We start from the raw sequence: 23,229 nt of genomic DNA, 5'->3' as shown, positions 1-23,229 counted from the left end.
TCGCCTCTCCTTCTGGTGCGGCCCTTTTCCGGAGTGGCCAGGCGCGATTTGTTCGGGAGCGATACACGCCGCCGACCAGAACCGGTGGGAAAGTTCCCCAAGGCCGGGCCGGATCGACATGAATGCGGTCGATTCGGAGGTCCCGTTTCCCATTCCTCCGGACAGCGGGGATGAAATGGGCGATCATGGTGACTCGAGAACAGTCACCCTTTTCGGCGGATCGCCTCTCCGGTGCGTCCCCGGTGGTTCCGCGTCGACGAGGAGATGAGCGGAATGGTCCCGTCAACGGCAGTGCGGTGTTCGCTGGCTCCGAGACCACCGGGCGTGCCGCGTCCTTGGTGCCGCGGCGTCCTCGCGACGGTCCCCGGGCTGGCACTCACCCTCGCTCTCCTCCCGGCGGCGGGAGGAGTCGCCCGGGCCGATGCGGTGCCCGCGGAACCCGTGGAACCGCCGCCGCCCCAGGAGGGCGGCGGCCCCGACGCCCCTCCTGGCGACAGCCCTGGTGCCGCGGTTTCGGCCCCCGGAGCGGGTGTGGAGGTCAGTGCCGGCGTGGTCGTGTGTGCCCCCGGGGTCGTGGTGTCGGTGTCCGTGGGCGAGCCGCCGCCAGTGTGTCCGCCCACGCCCGCACCGCCTCCGGAGCCGGAACCCGAACCGCCTCCGGAGCCGGAGCCCGAACCCGACCCCCCTCCGGAGCCCGAACCGGAACCCGAACCCGAGCCGGAGCCCGAACCGGAACCCGAACCCCCCGAAGACCCCCCAGAAGCCCCCGAGCAACCCACCGAGCCGGCCGACCCTCCCGACCCGACACCCGAAACGCCGGTGGAGCAGGCCGCCCCCGGGCCGGTCCCGAACGGCGATCCTCCCGCCCCTCCCGGGCCTCCCGAGCGGGAGCCCTCGGAGCCCGAGCGGCCCAGCCCGGACACCGCGTTGGCGCCGGAGGCCCGCGAGGAGCGCGGTCTCGACGGGTTCCAACCGCTGCACATCATGATCGTCGTAGTGCTGGTCACCGTGGCCGTGGCGGCGGGAGGCGCGGCGGGACGCAGGTAGTGTCCGTCCGGGGTGGCGTTGTGCCGTCCCGGACACGCAGGGCGGCACAACCCGCGGGATCAGTCGGAGACGCGGTCGATCCGGTCGAACCCGCTGAGCGCGTTCTCCAGCGGCTGGGCGTCGATCGCGTGCACTCCGGCGTAGGAGTTGTCCAGGTAGAACAGCACCACCACGGTCACCGCGACAAACGCCAGGTTCACCAGAGCCCAGAGGAAGCTCGCCCGGGAGCCCCGATCGCGGGAACCGAACGGCAGCACGACCACGGCGACGGCGCTGACGAGTACGGCGATCTTCAGTGCCTCCGGGATGGTGTCCTCGGCGGAGTCGGCTCGCTGCATCCGTTGGTCGACGAGTACGGCCATCTGCTGGTGGGCGGTGATCTGGTCGGCGGTTCCGGAGTTGTTCTCCGACGCGCCCTCGTTCACGCTCACCATCAGGCGGTCGAGGCTGGTCTCTCCGGCCTTGCTCAGTTCTCCCCCGCGCATTGCCGGCCAGTCGTCGCGGATGACCGTCGCGAGGTAGGCCCGCAGGTCCTGGCGGATCGGTTCGGCGCTGTCCTCGGGCAGCGTCTGGGTGCTCCAGTAGAGGGCCGTGGCCGCCGAAGCCTCGTCGACCACGTTGTCCGCGGCGGTGTTCTTGTTCTCCCAGCCGATCACGATGCCCATGGCCATTGCGATCAGGTAGATGGCCAGGACAGACGGGGCGATCATGGTTCCCACGGGCCCGCTGTAGTCGTCGGCCGAGATGCCGGACTTGCGTGCCACCAGGTAACCGATTGCGAGTACCAGAGCGAGCGCGCCGGACACCAGAACAAGATTGACGGTCATGGCTCTCCCGGGATGTCAGTTCGAAAGCGACGTGCGGGGGCGGTTCCGTCGAGCGATCGATCAGGGGGTGAATTCGGGAGCGGCAACTGGGTCCAGCAGCCATGTACCCACACTTAGCACAAATACCGGAACCCAGGGCGCGGATTTCGTAATTGTCATATCCGCGGGCGAGGGCGGGTGGTGCGCCCGCAGAGGCGCGATAAAAGGTCAGCCCGAAACGCGCGATCCATGCGGGTCAGATGCGATTTCCGGTTTTTCGGGTTATTGAGGAAAAAGCGAGGATCGCCATTCCGTGTTACGGGTCGGTTGGCAGCCCGCGGAATCGGGCGGCGCGCGGCGCCGGCCATGGGCGCTTTCGCACGGCCGGCCCGGACACAGATACCGCCCGGGCCGGCGGGTACCGCGGCCTGCCGGCCGCCTTCTGCGAGGAAGAGACGGGCTGCTCAGAGCCCTCCGAGTACGGACTGGATCGGTTCGACGGCGAAGTAGACCACGAACAGCGCCGCCACCAGCCACATCAGCGGGTGGACCGCCCGGACCTGACCGCGTACCAGTTTGAGCACCACGTAGGAGATGAAGCCGGCGCCGATGCCGACGCTGATGGAGTACGCCAACGGCATCAGGATGATCGTGAGGAACACGGGGATCGCGAAGTCGGAGTCGTCCCACCTGATGGAGCGGATCTGGGTCATCATCAAGAAGCCGACGAGCACCAGGGCTGGGGCGGCGGCCTCGTTGGGCACCATCGCCACCAGCGGAGAGAGGAACGTCGCCAGCAGGAAGCACACCCCGGTAACGACGCTGGCCAGCCCGGTCCGGGCGCCGTCGCCGACCCCGGCGGACGACTCGACAAAGGAAGTGTTGGTCGATACCGCACCAGTGCCGCCGGCCAGTGTGGCCAGCGAGTCGACGACCAGGATGCGCTGGGAGCCCAGCGGGTTGCCTTCGCGGTCCAGCAGGCCGCCCTCGTGGCCCACCGCCACCATCGTCCCCATGGTGTCGAAGAAGTCGGTGAGCAGCAGCGTGAAGACAAGCAGGACCACCACAACGACGCCCACGTGGTCCCACGACCCGAGCAGGCTGAACTGGCCGAGGAGCGAGAAGTCCGGGATGTCGGCGATCCGGCCGGGAAGTTCGGGGGCGTTCAGTGTCCACCCGGTCGGGTTGGCGTCGGGGTCCTCGGCGTCCTGGACGCCGATGTTCCCAACCTGCTCGACGATGACGGCGATGATGCTGGTGCCGATGATCGACCACAGGATCGCGCCCCTGACCTGCAACGTGTGCAGGATGATCACGGCCAGCATGCCAATGCAGAACACCAGGACCGGCCAGCCGGCGAGCGACCCGGACGCGCCGAGCTCCACCGGCGGTGTCGGCATGAGGGTCGAGCTGACGAAGCCGCCGTTGACCAACCCGACGAAGGCGATGAACAGGCCGATCCCGACGCTGATGCCGGTCTTGAGCTCGCGGGGCACCGCCGTGAAGACCGCCTTGCGGAATCCGCTGAGCACCAGCACCAGCATGATGAAGCCTTCGATGACCACGAGCCCCATGGCGTCGGCCCAGGTCATCTGGGTGGCGACCGCGAACGCGACGAACGCGTTCAGCCCGAGGCCGGCGGCGAGCGCCAACGGGAAGTTCGCGACCACCCCCATGAGGATCGTGAGCACGCCCGCAACCAGAGCCGTAGCGGCGGAGACCAACGCCAGGTCGGGTTCGGCGCCGCCGCCGAGGAAGGCGCCCGTGGAGTCGGGAACGGTCCCGATGATCAGCGGGTTGAGGACAACGATGTAGGCCATCGCGAAGAACGTGACCAGCCCACCGCGGACTTCCCGTCCGACGGTCGACCCTCGCTCGCTGATCTTGAAGAACCGGTCGGTGAACGACCGTGCCTCTGCCGTCTCTGCCATTGCTGCCTCGCTCTCGCCTGGCCGGGCGCCTACTCGCGGCCGTCGCCGCGCAAGCATGCCAGAGAAATGTTTCGAACCGATCATGGAACACACCGGAATTTCCTGGCCACAGCGGGTATGGAGCAATGGGGGCAGCGGTGTCCGGAAGTAGCGGGGTAGCGTCGGCGCTGGGGCGTGCGGCGCGTCCCACTCGCGAGCCGGCACGATCGAAGGAGACCGCAATGGCGCTACTGGCCCGCGCGCTCGGGCTCGGCACGGCCGTGTTCGGTGCCGCCACCATCGTCCGCCCGGAGATCGTCGCGGTCCCGACCGGGCTGGCGGAAGGCGACGGCTCGGTGTCCCGGGAGACCCGGGTGCTGACCTCACTGATCGGTTTCCGCGACGTCGCTGTGGGGACCGGAATGGCTCTGGCGCCCCGCGGGCCGGCGCTGCGGTGGCTGATCGCGGCGCGGGTGGCCTCCGATGCCGGCGACGCGGTCTTCCTCGGCCGGGGACTGGCCAGCGCCCCGCGCCGCACCGGAGCGGTTCTGGTGGCCGGCGGATGGGCCGCGCTGTGCGCCCTCAGCGCCAAGGGAGCCGGGCGCCGGGAGGCCGCCGCGCCGGCCACTCCGGCACGGACCTAGCGGGTCGGCGGGCGCCCGGCGCCGCGCGAGCGACGCGGCGCCCTTCTCGTTCGCGGTGGCGCGGACCTGAGCGGCGGTAGGGGATGCGGGCCGCGCCCCCTAGGGCGGGGATCAGGTGCGTCTCGGGTGCCTACCCGATGTCCGTGACCTGCGGCGACGGTGAGACTGGGCGGTAGTTCAGGAACAACGTCGTGCGGAAAGGGGCAACCGATGACGCATGTCCCACCTGTCGTCCCGCCTGCGACCGAAGCGTCGGGAACCGAGACGGTGCTGCTGCTCCGGATAGCGGCGTGTGCTGCCGTGGCGGGGACGGTCGCTATCTCCGTCGCGTTCGCCCTGCTGGGCGATGTGCCGCGCGGCGACCCGGTGGCGGCGTTCGACCACGTCAACGACCGACCATGGTTGTGGATTCGGCTGGGCGGCATCATGGCCATGCTGGCGTGGGTGGTCGCGTTCGCGGCCCTGGCTCGCGTGATGAGCGGGGAACGCGCCCGGGCGGTCGCCGGTCTGGCCCAGCCGCTGCTGATGGTCGCGGTCGCGGTGTTCGCGGTCGCCTACGCCGTCGACGGGCTCAGCATCGGCCATGTGGCCGACGCGTGGGCGAACGGGACCGCGCCCCAGGGCGAGCTCGTCCAGCAGGCCAAGGTTCTTGAGTTGGTCTCCGGGGCGGCCTCCATTCTCTCCCAGTCGCTGCTGGGACTGGCGCTGCTGGCGCACGCGGTCGCGCACCTGTACACGGACGACTTCCCGAAACTTCTGACCTGGGTCGGCATCGCGGGCTCCGCGGGCTGGTTCCTCGGCGGCGGCCTGCTCTTCGCCGGGGTTCCCGGGCTGTCCTTCGAGCTGTTCGTGCCGTTCACCATGCTCGCGACTCTGTGGGTCGCCGGTGTCGGAGTTGTCGCGTGGCGCCGCGGCTCGCGACTGGCCCGGGCGGCGTCCTAACGCCGCCGGTGGAACGTCCGGAACTCGCCTTCCTCCGGGCAGCGGGCGCGCTCGGAGGAAGGCGTAGCACGGTCCGGCCGGGAGCCGCGCGGCCGGACCGCGGTCAGTCGCCGGGGTGGGCGGCGGACATGATGCCGTGCACGGCGCGGCTGATGCGGTCGGCCGCGGTCTCGGGGTCGGGCTGGCCGGCGTCCAGCCAGGCGATGACCGCCTCGATGGTGAAGGTGGGGAGCAGCCGGGCGACCCAGTCGGCCCACGGGCCGTCCGCGACTGAGGCGGGGAGGTTCTTGCGTGCGATCTCGGTCGAGGCGTCGGTGATGGTGTCGATCAGGTCGCGGAACTCCGGCTCCCGCGCGGCGTGGTGGAACAGCAGCCGGAAGGCGTCGGGGTCGTCGGCGGCGGCACGCAGCAACGCGGGGATGCTCTCCTCGTCGAAGTCGTCGCTTCCCACACGTTCCGCCAGCCGCTCACAGGCGCGGTCGAGGACGGCCCGGTACAGGTCGGCCTTGGCGTCGAAGTGCCGGTAGAGGAGAACGCGGGTGACCCCGGCCTCGGCGGCGATGTCGTCCACGCTGGTCGCGGCGAACCCGGCGCGGGCGAAGGCGCGGGTGGCGGCGTCCATGATCTGCTCGCGCCGCTCGGCGCGGCGCAGCTTGCGCGCCGGGGGCTGCGCGTGGTCCTCGCGGTTGCTGGCCGCCATCGCACCTCCTTTGTTTACATCGAAGTTTACACGTGACATAGTTTAAATTCGAGTATACAAACGAACATATACATTGAGGGTGAGCGCGATGCCGCCTGTCCACCTTCCCTTCGAACTGACCCACCCGCTCCAGCCCGCGCCGGTTGAGTCCGAGCTGCGCGCCCGCGGTCCCATCCACCCGGTCCGCACCGCGGTTGGCGACGCGGCGTGGCTGGTCACCGGGTACAAAGAGGTGCGCGAACTTCTCGACGACGACCGGCTCGGCCGCTCCCATCCGGACCCGGCAAACGCGTCCCGCACCGGAGAGTCCGCGGTGTTCGGCGGTCCTATGGGGAACTTCGACACCGAGCGCATTGACAACTCCCGGATGCGCGGGCTGCTCCGGCCGCATTTCACGCGCGGGCGCATGCGCGCTCTGATCCCCCACGTCGAGGAGCTCACCCGGGACCTTCTCGACCGGCTCGACCAGCGGACTCCGCCGGCCGACCTCGTCGAGGCGCTGGCACTGCCGCTGCCGATCGCCGTTATCTGTGCGCTGCTCGGGGTGCCCTACGAGGACCGCGAACGGTTCCGGGCCTGGAGCCAGGCCGCCGCGGACAAACACGACCGGGCACGGTCCGAGCAAGGGCTGGCCGAGCTGTTCGAGTACGGGCGGGAGCTGGTGGCCCGGAAGAGCCGCGAGCCCGGCGACGACGTGCTTTCGCGGTTGGCGGGCACTGACGGGGTCAGCGCGGACGAGGCCGCCATGATGGGCATGTTCCTGCTGTTCGCCGGGCACGAGACCACCGTGGTGGCGATCGGGTTCGGTGTCCTGATGCTGCTGGCCGAGCCCGAGCAGTGGCGAGCGGTGCACGCCGACCCCGGCCTGCTCGACAGCGTGGTCGAGGAGACGCTGCGCGCGCGGGTCGGAAACGGTGACGGCATCCCCCGGTACGCGCGCAGTGACCTGGAGGTCGCCGGTGTCCCGGTGCGCGCCGGCGACCTGGTGCTGCTCGACATTCGGGCCGCCAACCACGACGAGTCGGTCTTCGCCAACAGTGCGGACTTCGACGTCACCCGCCAGCCCGCCGACCACCTCAGCTTCGGCCACGGGGCCCGGTACTGTATTGGAGCCCCACTGGCGCGGATCGAACTGCGCGCCGTCCTCGCCCAGCTCATCCCGCGCTTCCCGGACATGCGGCTGGCCACGCGGGTGGAGGAGCTGACCATCAACCGCAGCGCGCTGACCGGTGGGCTCACCAGCCTGCCAGTGACCTGGTGAGGAGCGTAATGCGCCACGTACACCACCCCGTCTTCGCCCGTCTGTACCCGCGGATCAACCGCGCCCTGGAGCACGGCGGCATCGGCGAGCACCGCCAGGCGCTGCTCGCCGGCCTGACCGGCGACGTCCTGGAGATCGGCGCCGGAACCGGCGGGACGTTCGCGTACTACCCGTCGACGGTTGGCCACGTGCTGGCGGTCGAGCCCGAGCCGCGGCTGCGCGCGCTCGCCACGGCCGCCGCCGAGGACGCGCCCGTCCCCATCACCGTGGTCGGGGGTGTCGGCGAGGAGCTGCCCGCCACCAGCGAAAGCCAGGACGCGGTGGTCTGCGCCATGGTGCTGTGCTCCGTCCCCGACCCCGAGACGGCACTCGCCGAGGCGTTCCGGGTACTCCGGCCGGGCGGACAGCTCCGGTACCTGGAGCACGTACGCGCCGAGACCCCTGGCTTCGTCCGAGCGCAGCGGCTGCTCGACGCCACCATCTGGCCCCGCTTGGCGGGCGGCTGCCATCTGGGGCGTGACACGGTCGCGGCCGTCGAACGGGCCGGGTTCCACACCGAGGACCTCGACCGCTTCCTGTTCCCCCCGTCCCGCACCCCGTCCTCGTTCTACGCCCGGGGGAGCGCGCTCCGGTCGGCGTGAGAGGAGGGGCCCGGAAACGGGTGCGGCCGGTGGCGCGGGGGAGACGGCCCGCGCCGCCGGCCGTTGGGAGCACCGAGGAGGGCGAGAACCCCCATTGTTCCGGCCTCGGGCTGGTTAGGCGCCCGCGCAGCCCAGCGCCTCGCGCACGCCCCGGAAGGGGCGGTGCCTGGCACCGCGGCGGTCGCGATGACCCTATGATTGTCGGAATTCCCAGGAACCGCGAAACGGACGAGGACCGGGCCGATGACCGACGATCCACGTGAGCCGCAGTCGACCCCGTCCGGGCTGGACGTCTCCAAACCAACCATCGCGCGCGCCTACGACGCCCTTCTTGGCGGCAAGGACAACTACACCGCCGATCGCGAGTTGGCCAACTACGCGATCGAGCACATCCCGGGCCTGCAGGAGTCCGCCCACGAGAACCGCAAGGTCCTGGTGCGGGGAGTACGCCACCTGGCCGGGGAGGCCGGCATCGACCAGTTCCTCGACCTGGGCAGCGGCCTGCCCACCGTGCAGAACACCCACCAGGTCGCCCAGGAGATCAACCCGGCGGCGCGCGTTGTCTACATCGACATCGACCCCCTGGTTCACGTGCACGGTCAGGCGATCCTCGCCGACAATCCCAACACCCGGGTCGGTACGGGAGACGTCCGCGACTTCCGCGGTATCCTCACCGACTCCGACGTCACAGGGCTCATCGACTTCGACCGCCCAGTGGCGGTGATGCTGGTCGGCATGCTGCACTACCTGTCCCCGGACATCGCCGACGAGGTGGTCTCCGCCTACCGCGACGCACTGGCCCCGGGCAGCTATCTGTTCCTGACGTCGCTCGCCGACACCGGCCTGCCCGCCCAGCAGGAACTCGCCCGCATCACGCGGGAGAACCTCGAAGAGGGGTGGGCACGCACGCCGAGCGAGATCGAGCACCACTTCGGTGACTTCGAGCTGATCGACCCCGGGGTCGTCTACACCGCTCTCTGGCGCCCGGAAGGGCCGAAGGACCCCGACACCCTGGCTCCGGGGGAGCAGCTCGGCATGGCGGGCATCGCGCGCAAGAGGTGAGGCGCGGCCGGGCCGGCGCGGACCTGCTGGCGGACACCGGCGAGGAGGTGCCCGCGTGACCACCCCGCGCCCCGAACGCGAGACGCCCGAGCACGCCGCGGCATGGGCCACCGCCCGCGCCGACCGCCCCGCCCACGACCCGCCGGCCGAAGTGCGCATGCTCACCGACCTGGACACCCCGGCACACCTGGGCCCGCCAGCACAACGTGCGCGTCCACCTCATCTCCACCAACGTCGACGGCCGCGCCATCCACGCCGCCCACGCCGGCCCCCACTCCCGCACCGCCAAAGGACCCCCACAAAAACGCATCCGGCACCAAGCAGGCTTCCAGACCTAACAGTGCGGGAGCCCGGCGGTGGCGCATCCGACGGGGGCAGCGACGACAGTGGGTGAGCCGACCCCCGGGTGATCGGTACGGGTGCCCGATGGTGACGCGCCCAACGAGGGCAGCGGCGACCGGTGGCGGGACGCAGCGGGGGTGTCCGTGGGGACATTCTCGGCGCTGAACATGTCCGCACAGTCAGATTCGATGCCGCGCGAGCCCGCTATGTCCGGATTATGGGAGTACTGTGCGTTGATCTTGAGGAAATGGTTCCTTTGTAGCGCTTGGAAGGAACGAAATCCTCAAGATCGGCGCCCAGGGCCGCGCAATCCGGACATAGCGGGCGCACGCGCGGTACCGCTACGAGGGCCGGCCCCCACGCACGCCCCGACACAGGCCACCCCCGGAACCTCGCGCCGTCCCCGTTACGGGCGCCACCATCGGGCACCAGGGGCGACCACCGCAGGCCCAGCCCCCACCGTCCTCGCTGCTCTCGTCGGGTGCGCCACCACCGGGCACCTGTACCGACTATCGCAGGCTCGGCCACCCACTGCCTTCGCTGCTACTTCCGTCGAGTGCGTTACCGCCGGGCACCAGAAGCGACTACTGAGGGCTGACCCACACCGCCGTCGCCGCCCCCGTTACACGCGGTGCCACGCATCCAGAGCACCGGCGAACGCTGCGGAAGTAGCGTCAGTCGTATACAACGTCCTCTGATTCGATGCTGTGCTGGTGAATTTTTCCCTGTAGAAGCTTTGACGGGCCTTGGGCTGCTCGTTATCTTGTACACAATCGAGTGGAAGGTGGCCTGTGTCACATCGACGTGTGTGCCCGGTGCGCACCCAGTGCTACCGGCATCGGCGCCAGCGGGCGGCGGAACGCGTCGGGGTCCACGTTCGGGGGCCGGGGCGGTTCGCGCAAGGGAAGCGTCCCCGGTCCTATCGGGCCGCACGGCAAGGAACGAGCCCAATCGGGGAACGCTGGGAGTCGGTACATGCGTGAGAGAGCATCGCGAGCGGAGCGAATACGGGAACCGATACGCGAGCCCTTGCTGTGGGTCGTCATCGTCGCCCTCATCGTCGGAGGGAGCCCGCTCCTCTGGCCGGCCGGGACCGTGGGCCCCACGTTCTTCGGGATCCCGTCGTGGCTGCTGGCCGCTGTGGCCGGCACCGTGCTGTTCAGCTTCGTCATCAGTTGGGCGTGCCTGCGGTACTGGAACATCGCCGAACCCAGCGAGGAGAGCGCTCGGACCGACCGCGGCACCGTGCCCGGTGCCCCTGACGGGCACGGTGGGTGACGCATGGAGAATCTCAGCTTCGGCGGCGCGAGCGGGATCGCGATCCTTGCCAGCTACGCCGCGCTCATGCTGCTCATCGGCTTCCTCGCCGGCCGTCGGCAACCCGGCGCCCGAACCGACATGCGCGGCCACTACCTGGCGGGCGGCGGGCTCGGGATGGTCGCGCTTTTCTTCACCCTCTACGCCACCCAGTACAGCGGGAACTCCGTCGTAGGGTACGCGCCCGAGGCCTACCGCAGCGGCTTCACCTGGTGGCAGTCGGTGCCGTTCATGATCGCGGTCATCGCGGCCTACCTGCTCTTCGCGCCGCGGCTGTACGGGATCGCGAAGCGCAACGCGTTCCTCACCCCGGCCGACTGGATCCGGTACCGCTTCGGTTCGACACCGGTGACGATCCTCGCCATCGTGCTGATGCTCTGGGGACTCGCGAACTACCTTCTCGAACAGCTCGTGGCCATGGGCCAGGGGATCTCCGGGCTTACCGGCGACACGATCCCCTACCAGGTGGGCGTGGTCGCATTCGTCGTGGTCATGCTCGTCTACTCATGGTTGGGCGGCATGCGGGCGGTGGCGTTCACCGACGTGATGCAGGGGATCGCGCTGCTCGTCGGGATCGGGTTCCTGCTGGCCGGCGCCCTGTATCTGGCGGGCGGCATGAACGAGGTCACCACCTACCTCGCGGCCAACGAGCCGGAAAAGATCGAGGTCCCGCCGCTTGAGGACTCGGTGAACTGGGTGTCGATGATCGTCATGATCGGTCTCGGGGCCGCGGTGTACCCGCACGCCATCCAGCGCATCTACGCCGCACGCAGCGAACGCACCCTCAAGCGGTCGTTCGCGTTCATGGCGTGGATGCCGCTGCTCACGACCGGTGTGGTGTTCGTGGTCGGCATCATCGGCATCCAGCTCTTCCCCGGGCTCTCCGAGGACCGCTCCGAGCTGCTGGTCGGCATGATCGCCAACGAGGTGGCCGGGATCAACGCCTTCTTCTTCGTGATCATGATCCTGCTCTTCGGCGGGGTCGTGGCGGCCATCGTGTCCACCGCCGACTCGGCGCTGCTCAGCCTCTCCTCGATCTTCTCCCGCGACCTGTACCGGCGGTACCTGAACCCGCGATCCACGGAACAGGCGGCTCTGCGTGCCGGCAAGGTCGCCGGCGTCGTCGCGGTCGCTGTGTTGCTGGTTATCGCGTGGAACCCGCCCACGACGCTGTACAACATCTTCGTGCTGAAGTTCGAGCTCATCGTGCAGCTCGCGCCGGCGTTCATCCTCGGCCTCTACTGGCGGCGGCTCTCCGCGGTCCCGGTGTTCTGCGGCATGGCCGTGGGCGCGGGGTTCGCGGGGGTCCTGACGATGGCCGGTGTCTCGACCCTGTACGGCGTTCCCGGCGGGCTCGCCGGTCTGGGGCTGAACGTTCTCATCTGCGTCGGGGGCTCGCTGCTGCTGCCCGCGCGCTCCGCTCCGGACACGGAGCCGGTCTCCCGGACCGCCGGCGCCGCGGCGCCGGCCGACGCCGCGGCCGACTGAGCCGCGGCACGCTTCCCTGGAGGGCGGGGCCACCGGAACCCGGTGGCTCCGCCCACGCGCGACCGCGATCCGCGCGGCGGGTGCTTAGCGACCCGCCGGCCCCGGTATGGCGGGCCACACCGCGGCGGTAGTCGGTAGGGTGCGAGCACGCACGCTGAATTGGGAACGGGGACCCAGACTCATGGACACCGAGATCGTCCGCGGCGACATCACCCAGCAGAACGTCGACGCCATCGTGAACGCCGCGAACTCATCGTTGCTCGGTGGGGGCGGGGTCGATGGCGCGATCCACCGGCGCGGCGGGCCGCGGATCCTTGAGGAGTGCCGCCGGATTCGCGCGGCGTCCGGCCCCCTCCCGACCGGACAGGCCGTCTCCACCACGGCCGGCGACCTCCCGGCGCGGTGGGTGATCCACACGGTCGGCCCCGTCCACAGTGCCACCGAGGACCGGACGCACCTGCTCACCTCCTGCTATGTCGAGTCCCTCCGGCTGGCCGACGAGCTCGGCGCCCGGACCGTGGCCTTCCCGGCGATCTCTGCAGGGGCGTACGGCTGGCCGCTGGACGACGCCGCGCGCGTCGCCGTCGCCGCTGTGCGCGACGCCGCTCCGAGCAGCGTCACCACCTGCAGGTTCGTTCTGTTCGACGAGGCGGCGTACGCGGCGTTCGACCGGGTGCTGCATTCCGCGGCGGACTGAGTCCGCACAAGAGGGCTCCTTCGAGGAAACCCCGCTCTACCTCCGTACCCGCCGCCACGACGCGTGGGTGCCCCTGGAGCGCGCCGAGGCCACCGCCGCCTCGCCGCGCGCGATGAACGCCGATGTCACGTTGCGCGTCTACGGCGACACCGAGCACCACGTCAACGACGGCGCGGCCCGGTTGGCGGGCTCGCGGTCCCCGGCCGGGAACCGACGCTGTGTGCACGGTCCCATTGCTGGTCAGCCAAGGATTCCCATTACCGCCATCGATCCAACCATGCCCAGGCTGCTCAGCGAGTCGGCGGCGGGTGGCCGTCTGTTCCGCTGAGTCAGGCAGCTTCCGTGCGCGCACAGCCAGAAGAGGAAGACAGCGACCGGCGCGGCCGCCGTTCCGCCCAGCGCGCCATGGCCGTGCGCGTGGTCGGCGGCATCGGGAGCCATGGTGCCGCCATGCGGCGGTGCGAAAAGCACGAGTAGCGCCATGGCCAGCAGGTCCACGACTACGTGCAGCCACTCCCGGCGCCTCGGCAGTTCGTACCAGGCCCACGCCGCCGGGATGAGTAGGACCGCGGCGAGTGGCAGGCGGGCCGGGCCGGTCATGCCCGCGACGACCATGGCCCCCATGGCCAGCGCCATGATCGAGTGGATGCCCCACCTGGGCAATGGGCCAGGAAGCCGGATTGCCAGCGGGACGAGGGAGCAGCCGAACCCGACGAGCGCCAGAGAGAGATGCACGGCCGTGTCCATCGCCACGCTCGTCCGCCTCCGTTCCGGTGTGAGAGTGAGCGCCGCCAGCCCCCTGTTCCGGTGAGTACTATCCCCGGCACGTTTCGGAGCCAACGTTGCTGGGGCGCTGTATCCGACTGTCCCGCGGGCACGCCGGGGTTCCGCTCCGTGCGGCCAATGGCGCTGGAGGGCACCGCGAGGGCGGAGGGCGCGTGGTAGCCCGGCGGATCGCGAAGCCAGCGATGCGATAGCGTTGTGTGTAAGTACTCACTAACCAAGGGGCCACGATGCGACTCACCATTTTCGCGGCGACCGGGGGCATCGGACGCCATATCCTCGGCCAAGCCCTCGCCGCCGGCCACAATGTCACCGCGGCCGTGCGCGACCCGGGGAAGCTCCCCGACGAGGCGCGGGGCGTCGCGGTCGACCTGACGGACCCGGACCCGGCGGCTATGCGGGACGCGGTAGCGGGCGCCGACGCGGTGCTCTCCGGCCTGGGGCCGCGGTCGGTCTCCGACGCGGGTATCACCTCGCGGGGCACGCGCACCATCGTCCGGGCGATGCGGGACGCGGACGTGGCGCGCCTCATCGCCGTCAGCGCCGCCCCGGTCGGCACGGTGCCGTCCCCCGGCCGCCCGAATCCGCCCGCGCGGGACCCGGGCGACGACGTCCTCATGGGGTACGTACTGGGCCCGGTGCTCAAGGCCATCCTCCGCAAGCACTACGCCGACCTCGCCGAGATGGAGGACGCCCTGCGCGAGAGTGAGCTGGACTGGACGAGCGTGCGACCGCCGCGGCTGACCGACAAGCCGCTGACCGGCACCTACCGGACAGCCCCCGAGCGGAACCTCCCGCGCGGCTACTCCGTCCCGCGCGCCGACGTCGCCCACTTCATGCTCAGCGCGCTCCACCAACCCGAGACGGTCCGGCGGGCCGTTGGGGTCGCCAGCTAACACCGGCCATCGGGGCCGGCGAGGGAAGCCCGCGATCGTCAGCGCGGCGAGGGCCGCTGCGACGCCGATCGCGAGGACCATCCGGAAGCTGCCCTCGGAGGGCACGGGGTTCCCCCGAAGGTGGTGGTCATCTGGGTGAGGGCAACGCCGGCCACAGCGCTGGAGGCCGAGGTTCCACGGACCGCATCAGCGTGTTGGGGCCGTTGGCGGCGGCGGTCCCCGACACCGGAACGACCGCCGTGACCAGGGCGGGCATGGCGCCGCGGGCGAGCCCGACACCGGCACCGATGACGCCTGCCCGGAGAACGCCAGCACCGCCACGGCGACGTGCGGGCGAGTCGGAGCGAGCGCGCTGTCGTGTGGCGGCACCGAACTGGAATTCGGCAAGGCGGAGAACCTCCCGTACCGGGGTCCGGAGGTGCGAACGAAATATTCGAAAGTCAGTCGATCGACTTAAAGTAACGCGTTAGGTTGAGTGGATGCGCCAGCCCTCGACCAAAGGAGTCCCGATGGAGCAGGGTCGGGTAGAGTCGCTTCCCCGCTTCGCGGTCGCATTGGGAATGGACGAGGGCCGGACGCCACGTCCCATGGTCGGCGGGCCGCGTGAGGTGCCGTCGCGGTGGTGACCATGGTCGAGCGAAAAACACGAGCACATCAGATCAGCGCCACCCGCGGGCAGATCCGCCACGCGGCCGAGCGCCTGTTCGCCGAGCGCGGCGTGGTCGCCGTGTCCAACCGCCAGATCAGCGACGCTGCGGGGCAGGGCAACAACACCGCGGTCGGCTACCACTTCGGGAGCAAGGTCGAGCTCGTGCGCGCGATCGCGCGCGAACACGCCGAGCCGATCGAGCGTTCGCGTGCGCAACGACTGGCCGAGGTGCGTGAGTCGGCCGACGTGCGCGACTGGGTCGCCTGCCTCGTTCGCCCGGTCACGGAGCACCTGGCCGCTTTGGGGGTCCCGTCCTGGTACGCGCGGTTCGGCGCTCAGGTCATGACCGACCCGACCCTTCGGCACGTCATGGTCAAGGAGGCCCTCACCACGCCAGCACTGCGCGGGATCGTTGATGGGCTGCACCGGTGCCTGCCCGACCTGCCACTCGACGTGCGCACCGAACGCGCGGAGTTCTCCACCCAGCTGATCGTGCACATATGTGCCGATCGAGAACGCGCCCTCGCCCGCCGTGCCCCGACACCCAGGGCCGATTGGCACGACACCGCCACCGGGTTGATCGACGCGATCACCGGGATCTGGCTCGCGGAGGTGACCCCCGCTCGCGGCGGATCACAGGGGGCGCCCGCTCCACGCCGGAGCGATTCAGGGCGCCACGAATACGGGCAGTGATGGTGTGAGCGTCCTCCGCGCTCGGCCGCGAGCGCGGAGGACGCGTCGTGCCGAGTTCTCGTTGCCGCGATGGCGGCACTGGTCGCGGTGCCGTTCCCCCCGCATGCCGTGCGGCGGGTCAGCGGGCCCCCGGCCGGCAGTGGCCCGCTTCGCTCTCAGGGCGCTCCATCACCCGCGCCCCGTGCGGGTGATGGGTACCGGAGCGCCCCCGATTGGCCGGCCAGTGGGGCAGCAGGGCCGGTTCGACGGCCCGAGTGGTGCGGTGGAAGATATACGATCGCCGTCGGCGAGTCCGCTATCGAGGAGGGGTAGTCGCCATGATCCGGCAGATCAGCGGAGTTGCCGTCGCCCGGGCCGTGTGGTGCTTCGTCGCCCTCGCCTACGTCACGGTGCAGCTCGTCGTGGTGAGCGCCTGGCCAGTACCCTACGAGTTCCTTCATCACACGGTCAGTGACCTGGGCTGGACCGAGTGCACCACCGAGCAGCGGCCGGTCGGTGTCCTGGAGTCGTGCTCACCGCGTCATGCGCTGTTCAACGCCGGAACCGCGGTTCTCTCGGTGCTGCTCGCCGCCGGCGGCGTCGCCCTGCGCCCCGTGTACAGCGGCCGGCGCCGCACGTGGGCGATCCTCTGCCTATGGGTGCTGATCGGTGCCAGCGGGGTGGCCACCGCGCTCGTCCCGGGCAACGTCGACATCGCGCTGCATTCGCTGCTCGCGATCCCGCTGTTCCTGGGCCAGTTGCTCGTGCTCGTCCTGATCGCCACCAGCACTCGCCGCACCGCGCCGGTCATCGCCGTTTCCGCGGCGGTCGCCGCCGCCGTATCGCTGGCGGGCAGTGTCGGGCTCGGTTTCGCCCTCGCCGGATACGGCCCGGTCGGGCTCACTGAGCGGCTGTCGGCCGAGACCATCTACATCTGGATCCTGCTCGTCGCGCTCGTCGGGACCGGCCGCCAATCCCCGTCCGGCACCCCCTCGGCGGCCAGCTTCAGCGCCTCCAGCTCGCTCGGCGGCCGTTAGGTCCCGGTCGCTGCCCGGGTACGGCGGGGAACGAGGTCCGCACGACCACCGCAGGAGCGGCCGCCGGCGGTGATCCTAGTGTGGTGCCGGTCCGTACTACCCCCTAGGAGGCTGCGCATGCCGGGTCAGACGAAGTACCTGCTGGACGAGGGCAGCATGCCGACCCAGTGGTACAACCTGCTGGCGGATCTTCCGGTGGCTCCGCCACCGCCGCTGCATCCGGGCACCGGAGGGCCGATCGCGTCGGACGACCTGGCCCCACTGTTTCCGCGGGCGCTGGTCGCCCAGGAGATGACTGGCGAGCGCCATGTGGACATTCCCGGCCCGGTGCTCGACGTCTACCGGCTGTGGCGGCCCTCGCCCCTGTTCCGGGCCCGGCGGCTGGAACGCGCCCTCGACACCCCGGCACACATCTACTACAAGTACGAGGGTGTCAGCCCGGTGGGCTCGCACAAGCCCAACACCGCCGTGCCGCAGGCGTACTACAACGCCGAGGAAGGCGTCCGCCGCCTGACCACCGAGACCGGGGCCGGCCAGTGGGGCAGCGCCCTGGCCTTCGCGTGCGCCACCTTCGGCGTGGACTGCGAGGTCTGGCAGGTGCGTGCCTCCTACGACCAGAAGCCCTACCGCAGGCTGATGATGGAGACCTACGGCGCTGCCGTCCATCCCAGCCCGTCCAAGGTGACCGAGGCGGGACGCGCGATCCTGGCCGAATCCCCGGAGTCCACCGGCAGCCTCGGCATCGCCATCAGCGAGGCCGTGGAGCAGGCGGCGGCCGACGACGGGACCCGGTACGCCCTGGGGAGCGTGCTCAACCACGTGCTGCTGCACCAGACCGTGATCGGCGAGGAGGCGCTGCGGCAGTTCGAGCTGGCCGAGGAGACCCCGGATGTGCTGGTGGGGTGCACCGGCGGCGGGTCCAACTTCGGCGGGCTGGCCTTCCCGTTCCTGCGCGAGAAACTGGCGGGCCGGATGTCGCCGGTGATCCGGGCGGTCGAGCCGGCCGCCTGCCCGACGCTCACCCGCGGCCGCTACGCCTACGACTTCGGAGACACCGCGGGGCTGACCCCGCTGCTGAAGATGCACACGCTCGGCCACGACTTCGTTCCCGACCCCATCCACGCCGGCGGGCTGCGCTACCACGGCATGTCGCCACTGATCTCCCACCTCTACGAGCAGGGCCTCATCGAGGCCCAGGCGGTGGCGCAACAGGACTGCTTCGCGGCCGGGGTGCGCTTCGCCCGCACCGAAGGCATCATTCCGGCGCCGGAACCCGCGCACGCGCTGGCGGCCAGCATCGACGAGGCGCTGCGCTGCCGGGATTCGGGCGAGGAGAAGGTGATCCTCACGGCCCTGTGCGGGCACGCCCATCTGGACCTCCCCGCCTACGGCGCCTACCTGTCCGGTGCGATGCAGGACAACGCCCTGTCCGAGGAGGACCTCACTCGCGCCCTCGCCGATCTGCCCCAGGTCCCCTGAGGAGGCGCCAGTTGCCGTGTCCCGCGACATGGGGGATCTCGGCATACTCGGCCGGTAAGTCACAATTGCCCCATGAAGATCGTGCTTGCCGGCGGTTCGGGGGCGTTGGGGCGACGGATCGCCGAGGATCTCGCGGGTCGGGGCCACGAGGTCGTCGTGCTCAGCCGATCGCCCCGGCCTGGTTCCGCGTTTCGACAGGTGAAGTGGGACGGTGAGACGGTCGGGCCCTGGGCGTCGGAACTGGCCGGGGCGGCGGTGGTCAACCTCGCGGGCGAGCTCGTCGACCGCCGCCCAACGGCCGCGGGGATCGAGCTGCTGACCCGTTCGCGAGTGGCGCCGACCGAGGCGCTGGCCGCGGCCGCCGCCGACGTCGCCGAGCCTCCCTTGGTCTGGATCCAGATGAGCACCCTGGCCATCTTCGGTGACGCTGGCGAGCGGGCCATCGACGAGACGAGCCCGGTCGCCGATGGTCCGCCGCAGATGGCGGGTGTCGCCCGCGCCTGGGAGGCCGCGGCCGCCGGCGTGCGCGCCGATCGCCAGGTGACCCTGCGCACCTCCGTTGTCCTGGACCGGGACACCCCCGCCCTCAACCGGCTGTCCGGCATCGTCCGGTGGGGTCTCGGCGGCCGGGTCGGGTCCGGGCGCCAGTGGGTGAGCTGGCTGCACATCGACGACTTCCTCGCCGTCGTGCGCCGCGCGCTGGCAGACCCCGAGATGTCGGGGACCGTCCACGCCACCGGCCCCAACCCGGTGCGTAACGCCGAGCTGATGGCGACCCTGCGCCGGCAGTTCCGGCGTCCTCCCGCGCCGCCGACGCCCGCGCCCCTTGTCCGGTTGGGAGCGCTCGTGCTGCGCACCGACCCGTCGCTGGCGCTGACCGGCCGCCGCTGCGTCCCCACCCGCCTGACCGAGTCGGGTTTCGAGTTCGGCCATCCGCGCCTGGCGCCGGCCCTGGCGAACCTCGCGTCCGGCTGACGGCCGCCCCATGGGCCAGCCGGAGGAGAGGCAGTTGGCGGCGCGGCTGGAGGCGCTCACTCCCGTCGCCCGCGCGGTGCCGCCCGCGGCGGTGGCCACCCGGCTGCTTCCGGACTACTCGCTGCTGTGTGCCCGGACGGGCGAGGGGGATCCCGTGCTGCTGGAAGCCACGCTCGATGCGGTGTGGAGCCACCTCCAGCACGGCAGCGGCATCGAACCCTCCGCGCTGCTCGCCTGTTTCGAACTGGGGTGGGCACCGGGGCGACTGTCGGCGGCGTGGCTGGACAAGGGCCCGGACGCCGTGGACGCGCTGACCTACCTCGGCGAATGCGGCATGTGCGCGGTGCACGCCGTCGTGGGGGCCGGCCACGTCGCCCTGCACGGTCAGGCGCACCAGAGCGTTCTGTGCCTGCGCAAAGGACGCGAGGGCACCACGGCCCTGGTCTGCTACCTGGGGTGGAACGGCGCCCCGCCCTCGCGGCAGATGGCGGGGGAGCCCCTGGTCCGGCGGGAGGCGCGCCTGCAGCGGCTCGATCTGCGGGAGTTGGAGGCCTCCGGCCCCGCGGCGGAAACCCTCACGAGGATACGGGCGCGGGCGCGCTCGGCGGCACAGGACCGGGCGCACCAGCGCTACCGGAACCAGTAATGTCGTCTCGAACGACGACGCTCCGGCCTGGGAGCCAGCGGTCCCCAGGCGGCAGTTGACGGCGAGAAGGAGCTGCTGGTGCGGCTGACAAAGCATGGGCATGCGTGTGTGCGCGTTGAGCAGGGATCATCCGCGGTGGTGATCGACCCGGGCGAGTTCAGCGGCGCGGACCTGTTGCGCGGCGCCCACGCGGTGCTGGTGACCCACGAACACTTCGACCACGTTGATGTTCCGGCGGTCACCGCCGCGCTGCGGGAAAACCCCGATCTCACGGTGTGGACGAACGACTCCGTCGCGGCGCGGTTCACCGACGTGCCGCGCGAGCGGATCCGGGTTGTGCGGCACGGCGACACCTTCGACGCCGCCGGGATGGCGGTCCACGTCTACGGCGAGAAGCACGCCCCCACCCACCTCGCCCCGGTGCGCAACATCGGCTTCCTGATCGGCGGCGAGGTGTTCCACCCGGGCGATGCCTTCACCGTGCCCGAGGAGCCGGTGCGCACCCTGCTGCTGCCCACCAACGCGCCCTGGCTGAAGGCCACCGAGGTCGTCGACTACGCGAGCCGGGTGACGCCCGAGCGCGCCTACTCGATCCACGACGGCCTGGTCAACGAGATAGGCACCAGGGTGATCGGCAACATCCTCAACGCCGCCGCCCACTCCGCGGGCGGCGACTACCAGCGCATCCCACCGGGGGAAGCGGTGGAGCTCTACTGAGGTTCCTGTTGGTCGGGTGGTGAGCTTCCCATCCGGTGCGGGCCGGGAAGGAGCACGCGAGCTGTTCTTCGCCGCGGCCGTTGGGCACGGATGACTCCGGCCGGGGGCTGGTTACCGCGTGCCGGAGAGGGGCGCCGTGGGGCGGGGCGGGCGTATCGGGGAGAGCGCGCATGTGCCCGACAGAATCTCGGCCCCGAAACTCCCCCAGACCCGGCGGATCGTGTCCGCGAGCTGCCACGCGTGGCCCCACCGGCTCTGTGCCGTCGCCAGGACGACGGCGGAGGCCAAGTCGGCGCGCTCCGCGGCCAGCCACAGCTTGGCCTCGCCGAAGGTCTCCAGTGCCGGCTTTTCCGCGGGAGGGCCGCCGACCAGCTCCGGACTCCAGCCGTCGGGGAGGAGGAACGCCGCTGCTCGCGCCGCGGTGTGCAGATAGTAGTCGAGGAGCCGGGTGATCGCGGCTTCCCGCGTGGCCTCGGACTCGGCGCGCTCGGCGGTCTGCCGCGCGTACTCGTCGACCAGGCAGGGCAGCTCGTAGCGGCCCTGCTCGTTCACGGCGAGGAGGCGCTCACGGACCAGCCGATCGAGCAGGGACCCGGCGCGGGCCGAGGAGATCCCGGCCAGCGCCGCCGCGGTGGTCCCGCTGAGGTCGGCGCCGGGATGCAGGGCCAGCATGTGGAACATGCGGCGCTCGTCAGGGGTGAGGCCGCTGTACGAGAGGTCGAAGGTGGCGGTCAGCCGCCGTCCCCCCAAGCCGAGCTCGCCGAGCCGGTCGGCGGTGAGCCGGTTGGCGAGGTCGGCCATGGTCCATGCCGGCCGGGCACGCAGGCGCCGGGCCGCCAGTGCCACGGCGAGGGGATGGCGGCCGCACAGGCGCACGATCGCCTCGGCGTCGTCCGGAGCGGCGGCCACCCGGGAGCCTCCGACGACGGTCGACAGCAGGTCCCGCGCATCGGCGGCGGAGAACACCCCCAGAGGCAGGGTGTGGGCGCCGCCGAGCTCCAGCGCCCGCCGGCCGGTGATGAGCGCGGTGTTGGTGGGGCTGGCCGGGAGAAGTGGCGCGATCTGCTCCGCGCTGGCCACGTTGTCCAACAGGACCAGCGCGTTCCTGTAGCGCAGCCGTTCGCGGTAGACCTCCGTCCGCTCATCGAGGCTCCGTGGGAGCCGGTCGTTCGGCACCCCCAGTGTGCGCAGGAACGAGTCGAGCACCGCCGCGGGGTCGGCGGGCGGCTGGGCGGAGTGGCCGCCAAGATCCGCGTAGAGCTGTACGTCCGCGAAGTGGCCCGCGGCCGTGAGCTGGTGCGCGGCGTGTACGGCCAGCCGGGTCTTTCCTACCCCGGCCATGCCGTTGACGCAGCAGACGGTGGGCCGGTCGCCCGGCGGCCCCGCGAGAATGTCCCGCAACGCCCGCAGCTCGGTGGCGCGGCCGGTGAACTCCGCGATGTCCGGCGGTAGCTGGCGATGCGCGCTGATCGGTTCGGGCCGGGCGCTGACGTTTTGGCGCAGCACGCGTTGGTGGGCGTGCGTGAGCTCCGGCCCGGGAACAGCGCCGAGCTCGTCGGCGAGGCGCCGCCGCAGCGTGTCGAACACGGCCAGCGCCGCCGCCTGCTGGCCGCTTCCGGCGAGCGCGACCATCAGAGCGGCGTGCGCTTCCTCGTGCAGCGGTTCGGCGTCGGCGACCTCCTGGAGCAGAGGCAACGCGTCCTTGTTGCGGCCGAGTGCCGCGGCGTTGGCGGCGTACTCGACCACGGCCTTGTGCCGCTCCCTCGTCAGCGCGACGACACCGGGGTGGCTGTGCAACCGGTGGAGGTCGGCGAGAGGAGCCCCGCGCCACAGCCCCAGGGCCCGCTCGAAAAGCTCGTGCGCCCCGGCGCGGTCCCCGGAGGAGTCCGCCCGCCGTGCCTGGTCGACGAGGCGATAGAACACAACGAGGTCAAGCTGGTCATCGGGGACGACGAGCCGGTACCCGCCGTCGGCGGCGACGAGTGCGGGCAGGCGGTCGGCTTCGGTGTGCGGCCGCTGCGGCCGCATCCGGCGGCGGAGGCGCGAAACGCGCGACTGCATGGACTCCGCGGCGGTCGCCGGTGGCCGCGTGTCCCACACCCATTTGGCGAGCGTGTCCCGGCCGACCGTCGTGTTGGGGGACAGCGCAAGCAGGCCCAGCAGCACACGCTGGGGCTCCGGCCCCGGATCCACGGGGTGCCCATCGACGAGCACGCGCAACGGGCCGAGGAGGTCGACGCGTACCCGAGGGCCGGCGTCCCGCGAGCCGGCCCTGATCAGCTCGTGGGTCTCGGCGAGCGACAACCCCATCGCGTACGCGAGCCGGCGGAGAGTGCTCTCCCGTGGCCGGGTGACGCGTCCCTGTTCCACGTCGCGCAGTCCCGCGACGCTCAGTCCCGCGAGCCGCGCCGCCTCCCGCTGGGTCAACCCCGCGCGCCGCCGTGCTTCCTGAACCATTCCGGCTACGTCTTCCGCACGCATTACCCGCTCCCCCGGTCGAGACACACCCGCGCGGCGC

General features: G+C 71.1%; 21 protein-coding genes. 16 read left to right on the top strand and 5 right to left on the bottom strand.

The annotated features are described in order from the left end of the window. Positions 1-324: 324 nt before the first annotated feature. Positions 325-1,047, top strand: coding sequence for a hypothetical protein (locus F4561_RS26125; protein ID WP_184584274.1), 723 nt, complete (start codon positions 325-327; stop codon positions 1,045-1,047). 59 nt (positions 1,048-1,106) lie between these two features. Here F4561_RS26125 and F4561_RS26120 read toward each other — a convergent pair whose 3' ends face one another. Beyond that, positions 1,107-1,874 (bottom strand): bestrophin-like domain, encoded by a 768-nt coding sequence (locus F4561_RS26120; protein WP_184582645.1) that lies wholly within the window; start codon positions 1,872-1,874, stop codon positions 1,107-1,109. Between the two features lie 443 nt (positions 1,875-2,317). Then, complete coding sequence (locus F4561_RS26115) at positions 2,318-3,784, bottom strand: NCS2 family permease (RefSeq protein WP_184582643.1); 1,467 nt, start codon at positions 3,782-3,784, stop codon at positions 2,318-2,320. Between the two features lie 221 nt (positions 3,785-4,005). On the opposite strand from F4561_RS26115, the gene F4561_RS26110 reads away from it, so the two are divergent. Together F4561_RS26110 and F4561_RS26105 are read left to right on the top strand one after the other, a co-directional pair. Then, positions 4,006-4,407, top strand: a complete 402-nt coding sequence (locus F4561_RS26110) for a hypothetical protein (protein ID WP_184582641.1) — start codon at positions 4,006-4,008, stop codon at positions 4,405-4,407. A 210-nt stretch (positions 4,408-4,617) separates the two neighbouring features. Continuing rightward, positions 4,618-5,349: a DUF4386 domain-containing protein gene (locus tag F4561_RS26105; RefSeq protein WP_184582639.1), complete on the top strand. Its 732-nt coding sequence runs from the start codon at positions 4,618-4,620 to the stop codon at positions 5,347-5,349. A gap of 103 nt (positions 5,350-5,452) precedes the next feature. Here F4561_RS26105 and F4561_RS26100 read toward each other — a convergent pair whose 3' ends face one another. Next, positions 5,453-6,049, bottom strand: a complete 597-nt coding sequence (locus tag F4561_RS26100; protein ID WP_184582637.1) for a TetR/AcrR family transcriptional regulator — start codon at positions 6,047-6,049, stop codon at positions 5,453-5,455. Positions 6,050-6,137: 88 nt separating this feature from the next. Here F4561_RS26100 and F4561_RS26095 point away from each other — a divergent pair, with 88 nt between their 5' ends. The 6 genes from F4561_RS26095 (at position 6,138) to F4561_RS26070 (ending at position 12,857) form a co-directional block, all read left to right on the top strand. After that, positions 6,138-7,310 carry a cytochrome P450 gene (locus F4561_RS26095; protein WP_184582635.1) on the top strand — a complete coding sequence of 391 codons (1,173 nt, stop codon included), beginning with the start codon at positions 6,138-6,140 and terminating at the stop codon, positions 7,308-7,310. An 8-nt stretch (positions 7,311-7,318) separates the two neighbouring features. After that, complete coding sequence (locus F4561_RS26090; protein ID WP_184582633.1) at positions 7,319-7,951, top strand: class I SAM-dependent methyltransferase; 633 nt, start codon at positions 7,319-7,321, stop codon at positions 7,949-7,951. A 243-nt stretch (positions 7,952-8,194) separates the two neighbouring features. Beyond that, entirely contained in the window at positions 8,195-9,013 is an 819-nt protein-coding gene (locus F4561_RS26085; protein WP_184582630.1) for an SAM-dependent methyltransferase, read from the top strand. Between the two features lie 1,317 nt (positions 9,014-10,330). Next, positions 10,331-10,633, top strand: a complete 303-nt coding sequence (locus F4561_RS26080; protein WP_184582629.1) for a hypothetical protein — start codon at positions 10,331-10,333, stop codon at positions 10,631-10,633. Positions 10,634-10,636: 3 nt separating this feature from the next. After that, positions 10,637-12,160, top strand: coding sequence for a sodium:solute symporter family protein (locus tag F4561_RS26075; protein WP_184582627.1), 1,524 nt, complete (start codon positions 10,637-10,639; stop codon positions 12,158-12,160). A gap of 181 nt (positions 12,161-12,341) precedes the next feature. Continuing rightward, entirely contained in the window at positions 12,342-12,857 is a 516-nt protein-coding gene (locus F4561_RS26070; protein ID WP_184582625.1) for an O-acetyl-ADP-ribose deacetylase, read from the top strand. 240 nt (positions 12,858-13,097) lie between these two features. On the opposite strand, the gene F4561_RS26065 is transcribed toward F4561_RS26070, so the two are convergent. After that, positions 13,098-13,610, bottom strand: a complete 513-nt coding sequence (locus F4561_RS26065; RefSeq protein ID WP_184582622.1) for a DUF5134 domain-containing protein — start codon at positions 13,608-13,610, stop codon at positions 13,098-13,100. A 260-nt stretch (positions 13,611-13,870) separates the two neighbouring features. Here F4561_RS26065 and F4561_RS26060 point away from each other — a divergent pair, with 260 nt between their 5' ends. From F4561_RS26060 to F4561_RS26030, 7 genes are all read left to right on the top strand, one after another. Further along, positions 13,871-14,536 carry an NAD(P)-dependent oxidoreductase gene (locus F4561_RS26060; RefSeq protein ID WP_184582620.1) on the top strand — a complete coding sequence of 222 codons (666 nt, stop codon included), beginning with the start codon at positions 13,871-13,873 and terminating at the stop codon, positions 14,534-14,536. 628 nt (positions 14,537-15,164) lie between these two features. Beyond that, positions 15,165-15,878, top strand: coding sequence for a TetR/AcrR family transcriptional regulator (locus F4561_RS26055; RefSeq protein WP_184584194.1), 714 nt, complete (start codon positions 15,165-15,167; stop codon positions 15,876-15,878). A gap of 317 nt (positions 15,879-16,195) precedes the next feature. Further along, on the top strand, positions 16,196-16,894 hold the full coding sequence (locus F4561_RS26050) for a DUF998 domain-containing protein (RefSeq protein WP_184582618.1): 699 nt from the start codon (positions 16,196-16,198) through the stop codon (positions 16,892-16,894). Between the two features lie 117 nt (positions 16,895-17,011). Continuing rightward, entirely contained in the window at positions 17,012-18,373 is a 1,362-nt protein-coding gene (locus tag F4561_RS26045; protein WP_184582616.1) for a TrpB-like pyridoxal phosphate-dependent enzyme, read from the top strand. A gap of 72 nt (positions 18,374-18,445) precedes the next feature. Next, positions 18,446-19,348 (top strand): epimerase, encoded by a 903-nt coding sequence (locus F4561_RS26040; RefSeq protein ID WP_184582614.1) that lies wholly within the window; start codon positions 18,446-18,448, stop codon positions 19,346-19,348. A 10-nt stretch (positions 19,349-19,358) separates the two neighbouring features. Continuing rightward, positions 19,359-19,994, top strand: a complete 636-nt coding sequence (locus tag F4561_RS26035; RefSeq protein WP_184582612.1) for a DUF416 family protein — start codon at positions 19,359-19,361, stop codon at positions 19,992-19,994. Positions 19,995-20,072: 78 nt separating this feature from the next. Further along, positions 20,073-20,711, top strand: coding sequence for an MBL fold metallo-hydrolase (locus F4561_RS26030; protein ID WP_184582610.1), 639 nt, complete (start codon positions 20,073-20,075; stop codon positions 20,709-20,711). A gap of 111 nt (positions 20,712-20,822) precedes the next feature. Here the strand turns inward: F4561_RS26030 and F4561_RS26025 are convergent, their stop codons facing one another. Further along, positions 20,823-23,192 carry a BTAD domain-containing putative transcriptional regulator gene (locus tag F4561_RS26025; protein ID WP_184582608.1) on the bottom strand — a complete coding sequence of 790 codons (2,370 nt, stop codon included), beginning with the start codon at positions 23,190-23,192 and terminating at the stop codon, positions 20,823-20,825. Between the last annotated feature and the right edge of the window lie 37 nt (positions 23,193-23,229).

It is taken from the genome of Lipingzhangella halophila, assembly GCF_014203805.1.
In the GTDB taxonomy this organism is placed as follows: domain Bacteria; phylum Actinomycetota; class Actinomycetes; order Streptosporangiales; family Streptosporangiaceae; genus Lipingzhangella; species Lipingzhangella halophila.
Note: the sequence above shows the minus strand (reverse complement) of the source record. Positions and strands in the feature narration are given on the sequence as shown.

What these genes read in the sequence shown, in the direction of transcription:
- F4561_RS26120 (WP_184582645.1), bottom strand. Translation starts at nt 1,874, where the DNA reads ATGACCGTCAATCTTGTTCTGGTGTCCGGCGCGCTCGCTCTGGTACTC.
- F4561_RS26115 (WP_184582643.1), bottom strand. Translation starts at nt 3,784, where the DNA reads ATGGCAGAGACGGCAGAGGCACGGTCGTTCACCGACCGGTTCTTCAAG.
- F4561_RS26110 (WP_184582641.1), top strand. Translation starts at nt 4,006, where the DNA reads ATGGCGCTACTGGCCCGCGCGCTCGGGCTCGGCACGGCCGTGTTCGGT.
- F4561_RS26105 (WP_184582639.1), top strand. Translation starts at nt 4,618, where the DNA reads ATGACGCATGTCCCACCTGTCGTCCCGCCTGCGACCGAAGCGTCGGGA.
- F4561_RS26100 (WP_184582637.1), bottom strand. Translation starts at nt 6,049, where the DNA reads ATGGCGGCCAGCAACCGCGAGGACCACGCGCAGCCCCCGGCGCGCAAG.
- F4561_RS26095 (WP_184582635.1), top strand. Translation starts at nt 6,138, where the DNA reads ATGCCGCCTGTCCACCTTCCCTTCGAACTGACCCACCCGCTCCAGCCC.
- F4561_RS26090 (WP_184582633.1), top strand. Translation starts at nt 7,319, where the DNA reads ATGCGCCACGTACACCACCCCGTCTTCGCCCGTCTGTACCCGCGGATC.
- F4561_RS26085 (WP_184582630.1), top strand. Translation starts at nt 8,195, where the DNA reads ATGACCGACGATCCACGTGAGCCGCAGTCGACCCCGTCCGGGCTGGAC.
- F4561_RS26080 (WP_184582629.1), top strand. Translation starts at nt 10,331, where the DNA reads ATGCGTGAGAGAGCATCGCGAGCGGAGCGAATACGGGAACCGATACGC.
- F4561_RS26075 (WP_184582627.1), top strand. Translation starts at nt 10,637, where the DNA reads ATGGAGAATCTCAGCTTCGGCGGCGCGAGCGGGATCGCGATCCTTGCC.
- F4561_RS26070 (WP_184582625.1), top strand. Translation starts at nt 12,342, where the DNA reads ATGGACACCGAGATCGTCCGCGGCGACATCACCCAGCAGAACGTCGAC.
- F4561_RS26060 (WP_184582620.1), top strand. Translation starts at nt 13,871, where the DNA reads ATGCGACTCACCATTTTCGCGGCGACCGGGGGCATCGGACGCCATATC.
- F4561_RS26055 (WP_184584194.1), top strand. Translation starts at nt 15,165, where the DNA reads ATGGTCGAGCGAAAAACACGAGCACATCAGATCAGCGCCACCCGCGGG.
- F4561_RS26050 (WP_184582618.1), top strand. Translation starts at nt 16,196, where the DNA reads ATGATCCGGCAGATCAGCGGAGTTGCCGTCGCCCGGGCCGTGTGGTGC.
- F4561_RS26045 (WP_184582616.1), top strand. Translation starts at nt 17,012, where the DNA reads ATGCCGGGTCAGACGAAGTACCTGCTGGACGAGGGCAGCATGCCGACC.
- F4561_RS26040 (WP_184582614.1), top strand. Translation starts at nt 18,446, where the DNA reads ATGAAGATCGTGCTTGCCGGCGGTTCGGGGGCGTTGGGGCGACGGATC.
- F4561_RS26035 (WP_184582612.1), top strand. Translation starts at nt 19,359, where the DNA reads ATGGGCCAGCCGGAGGAGAGGCAGTTGGCGGCGCGGCTGGAGGCGCTC.
- F4561_RS26025 (WP_184582608.1), bottom strand. Translation starts at nt 23,192, where the DNA reads ATGCGTGCGGAAGACGTAGCCGGAATGGTTCAGGAAGCACGGCGGCGC.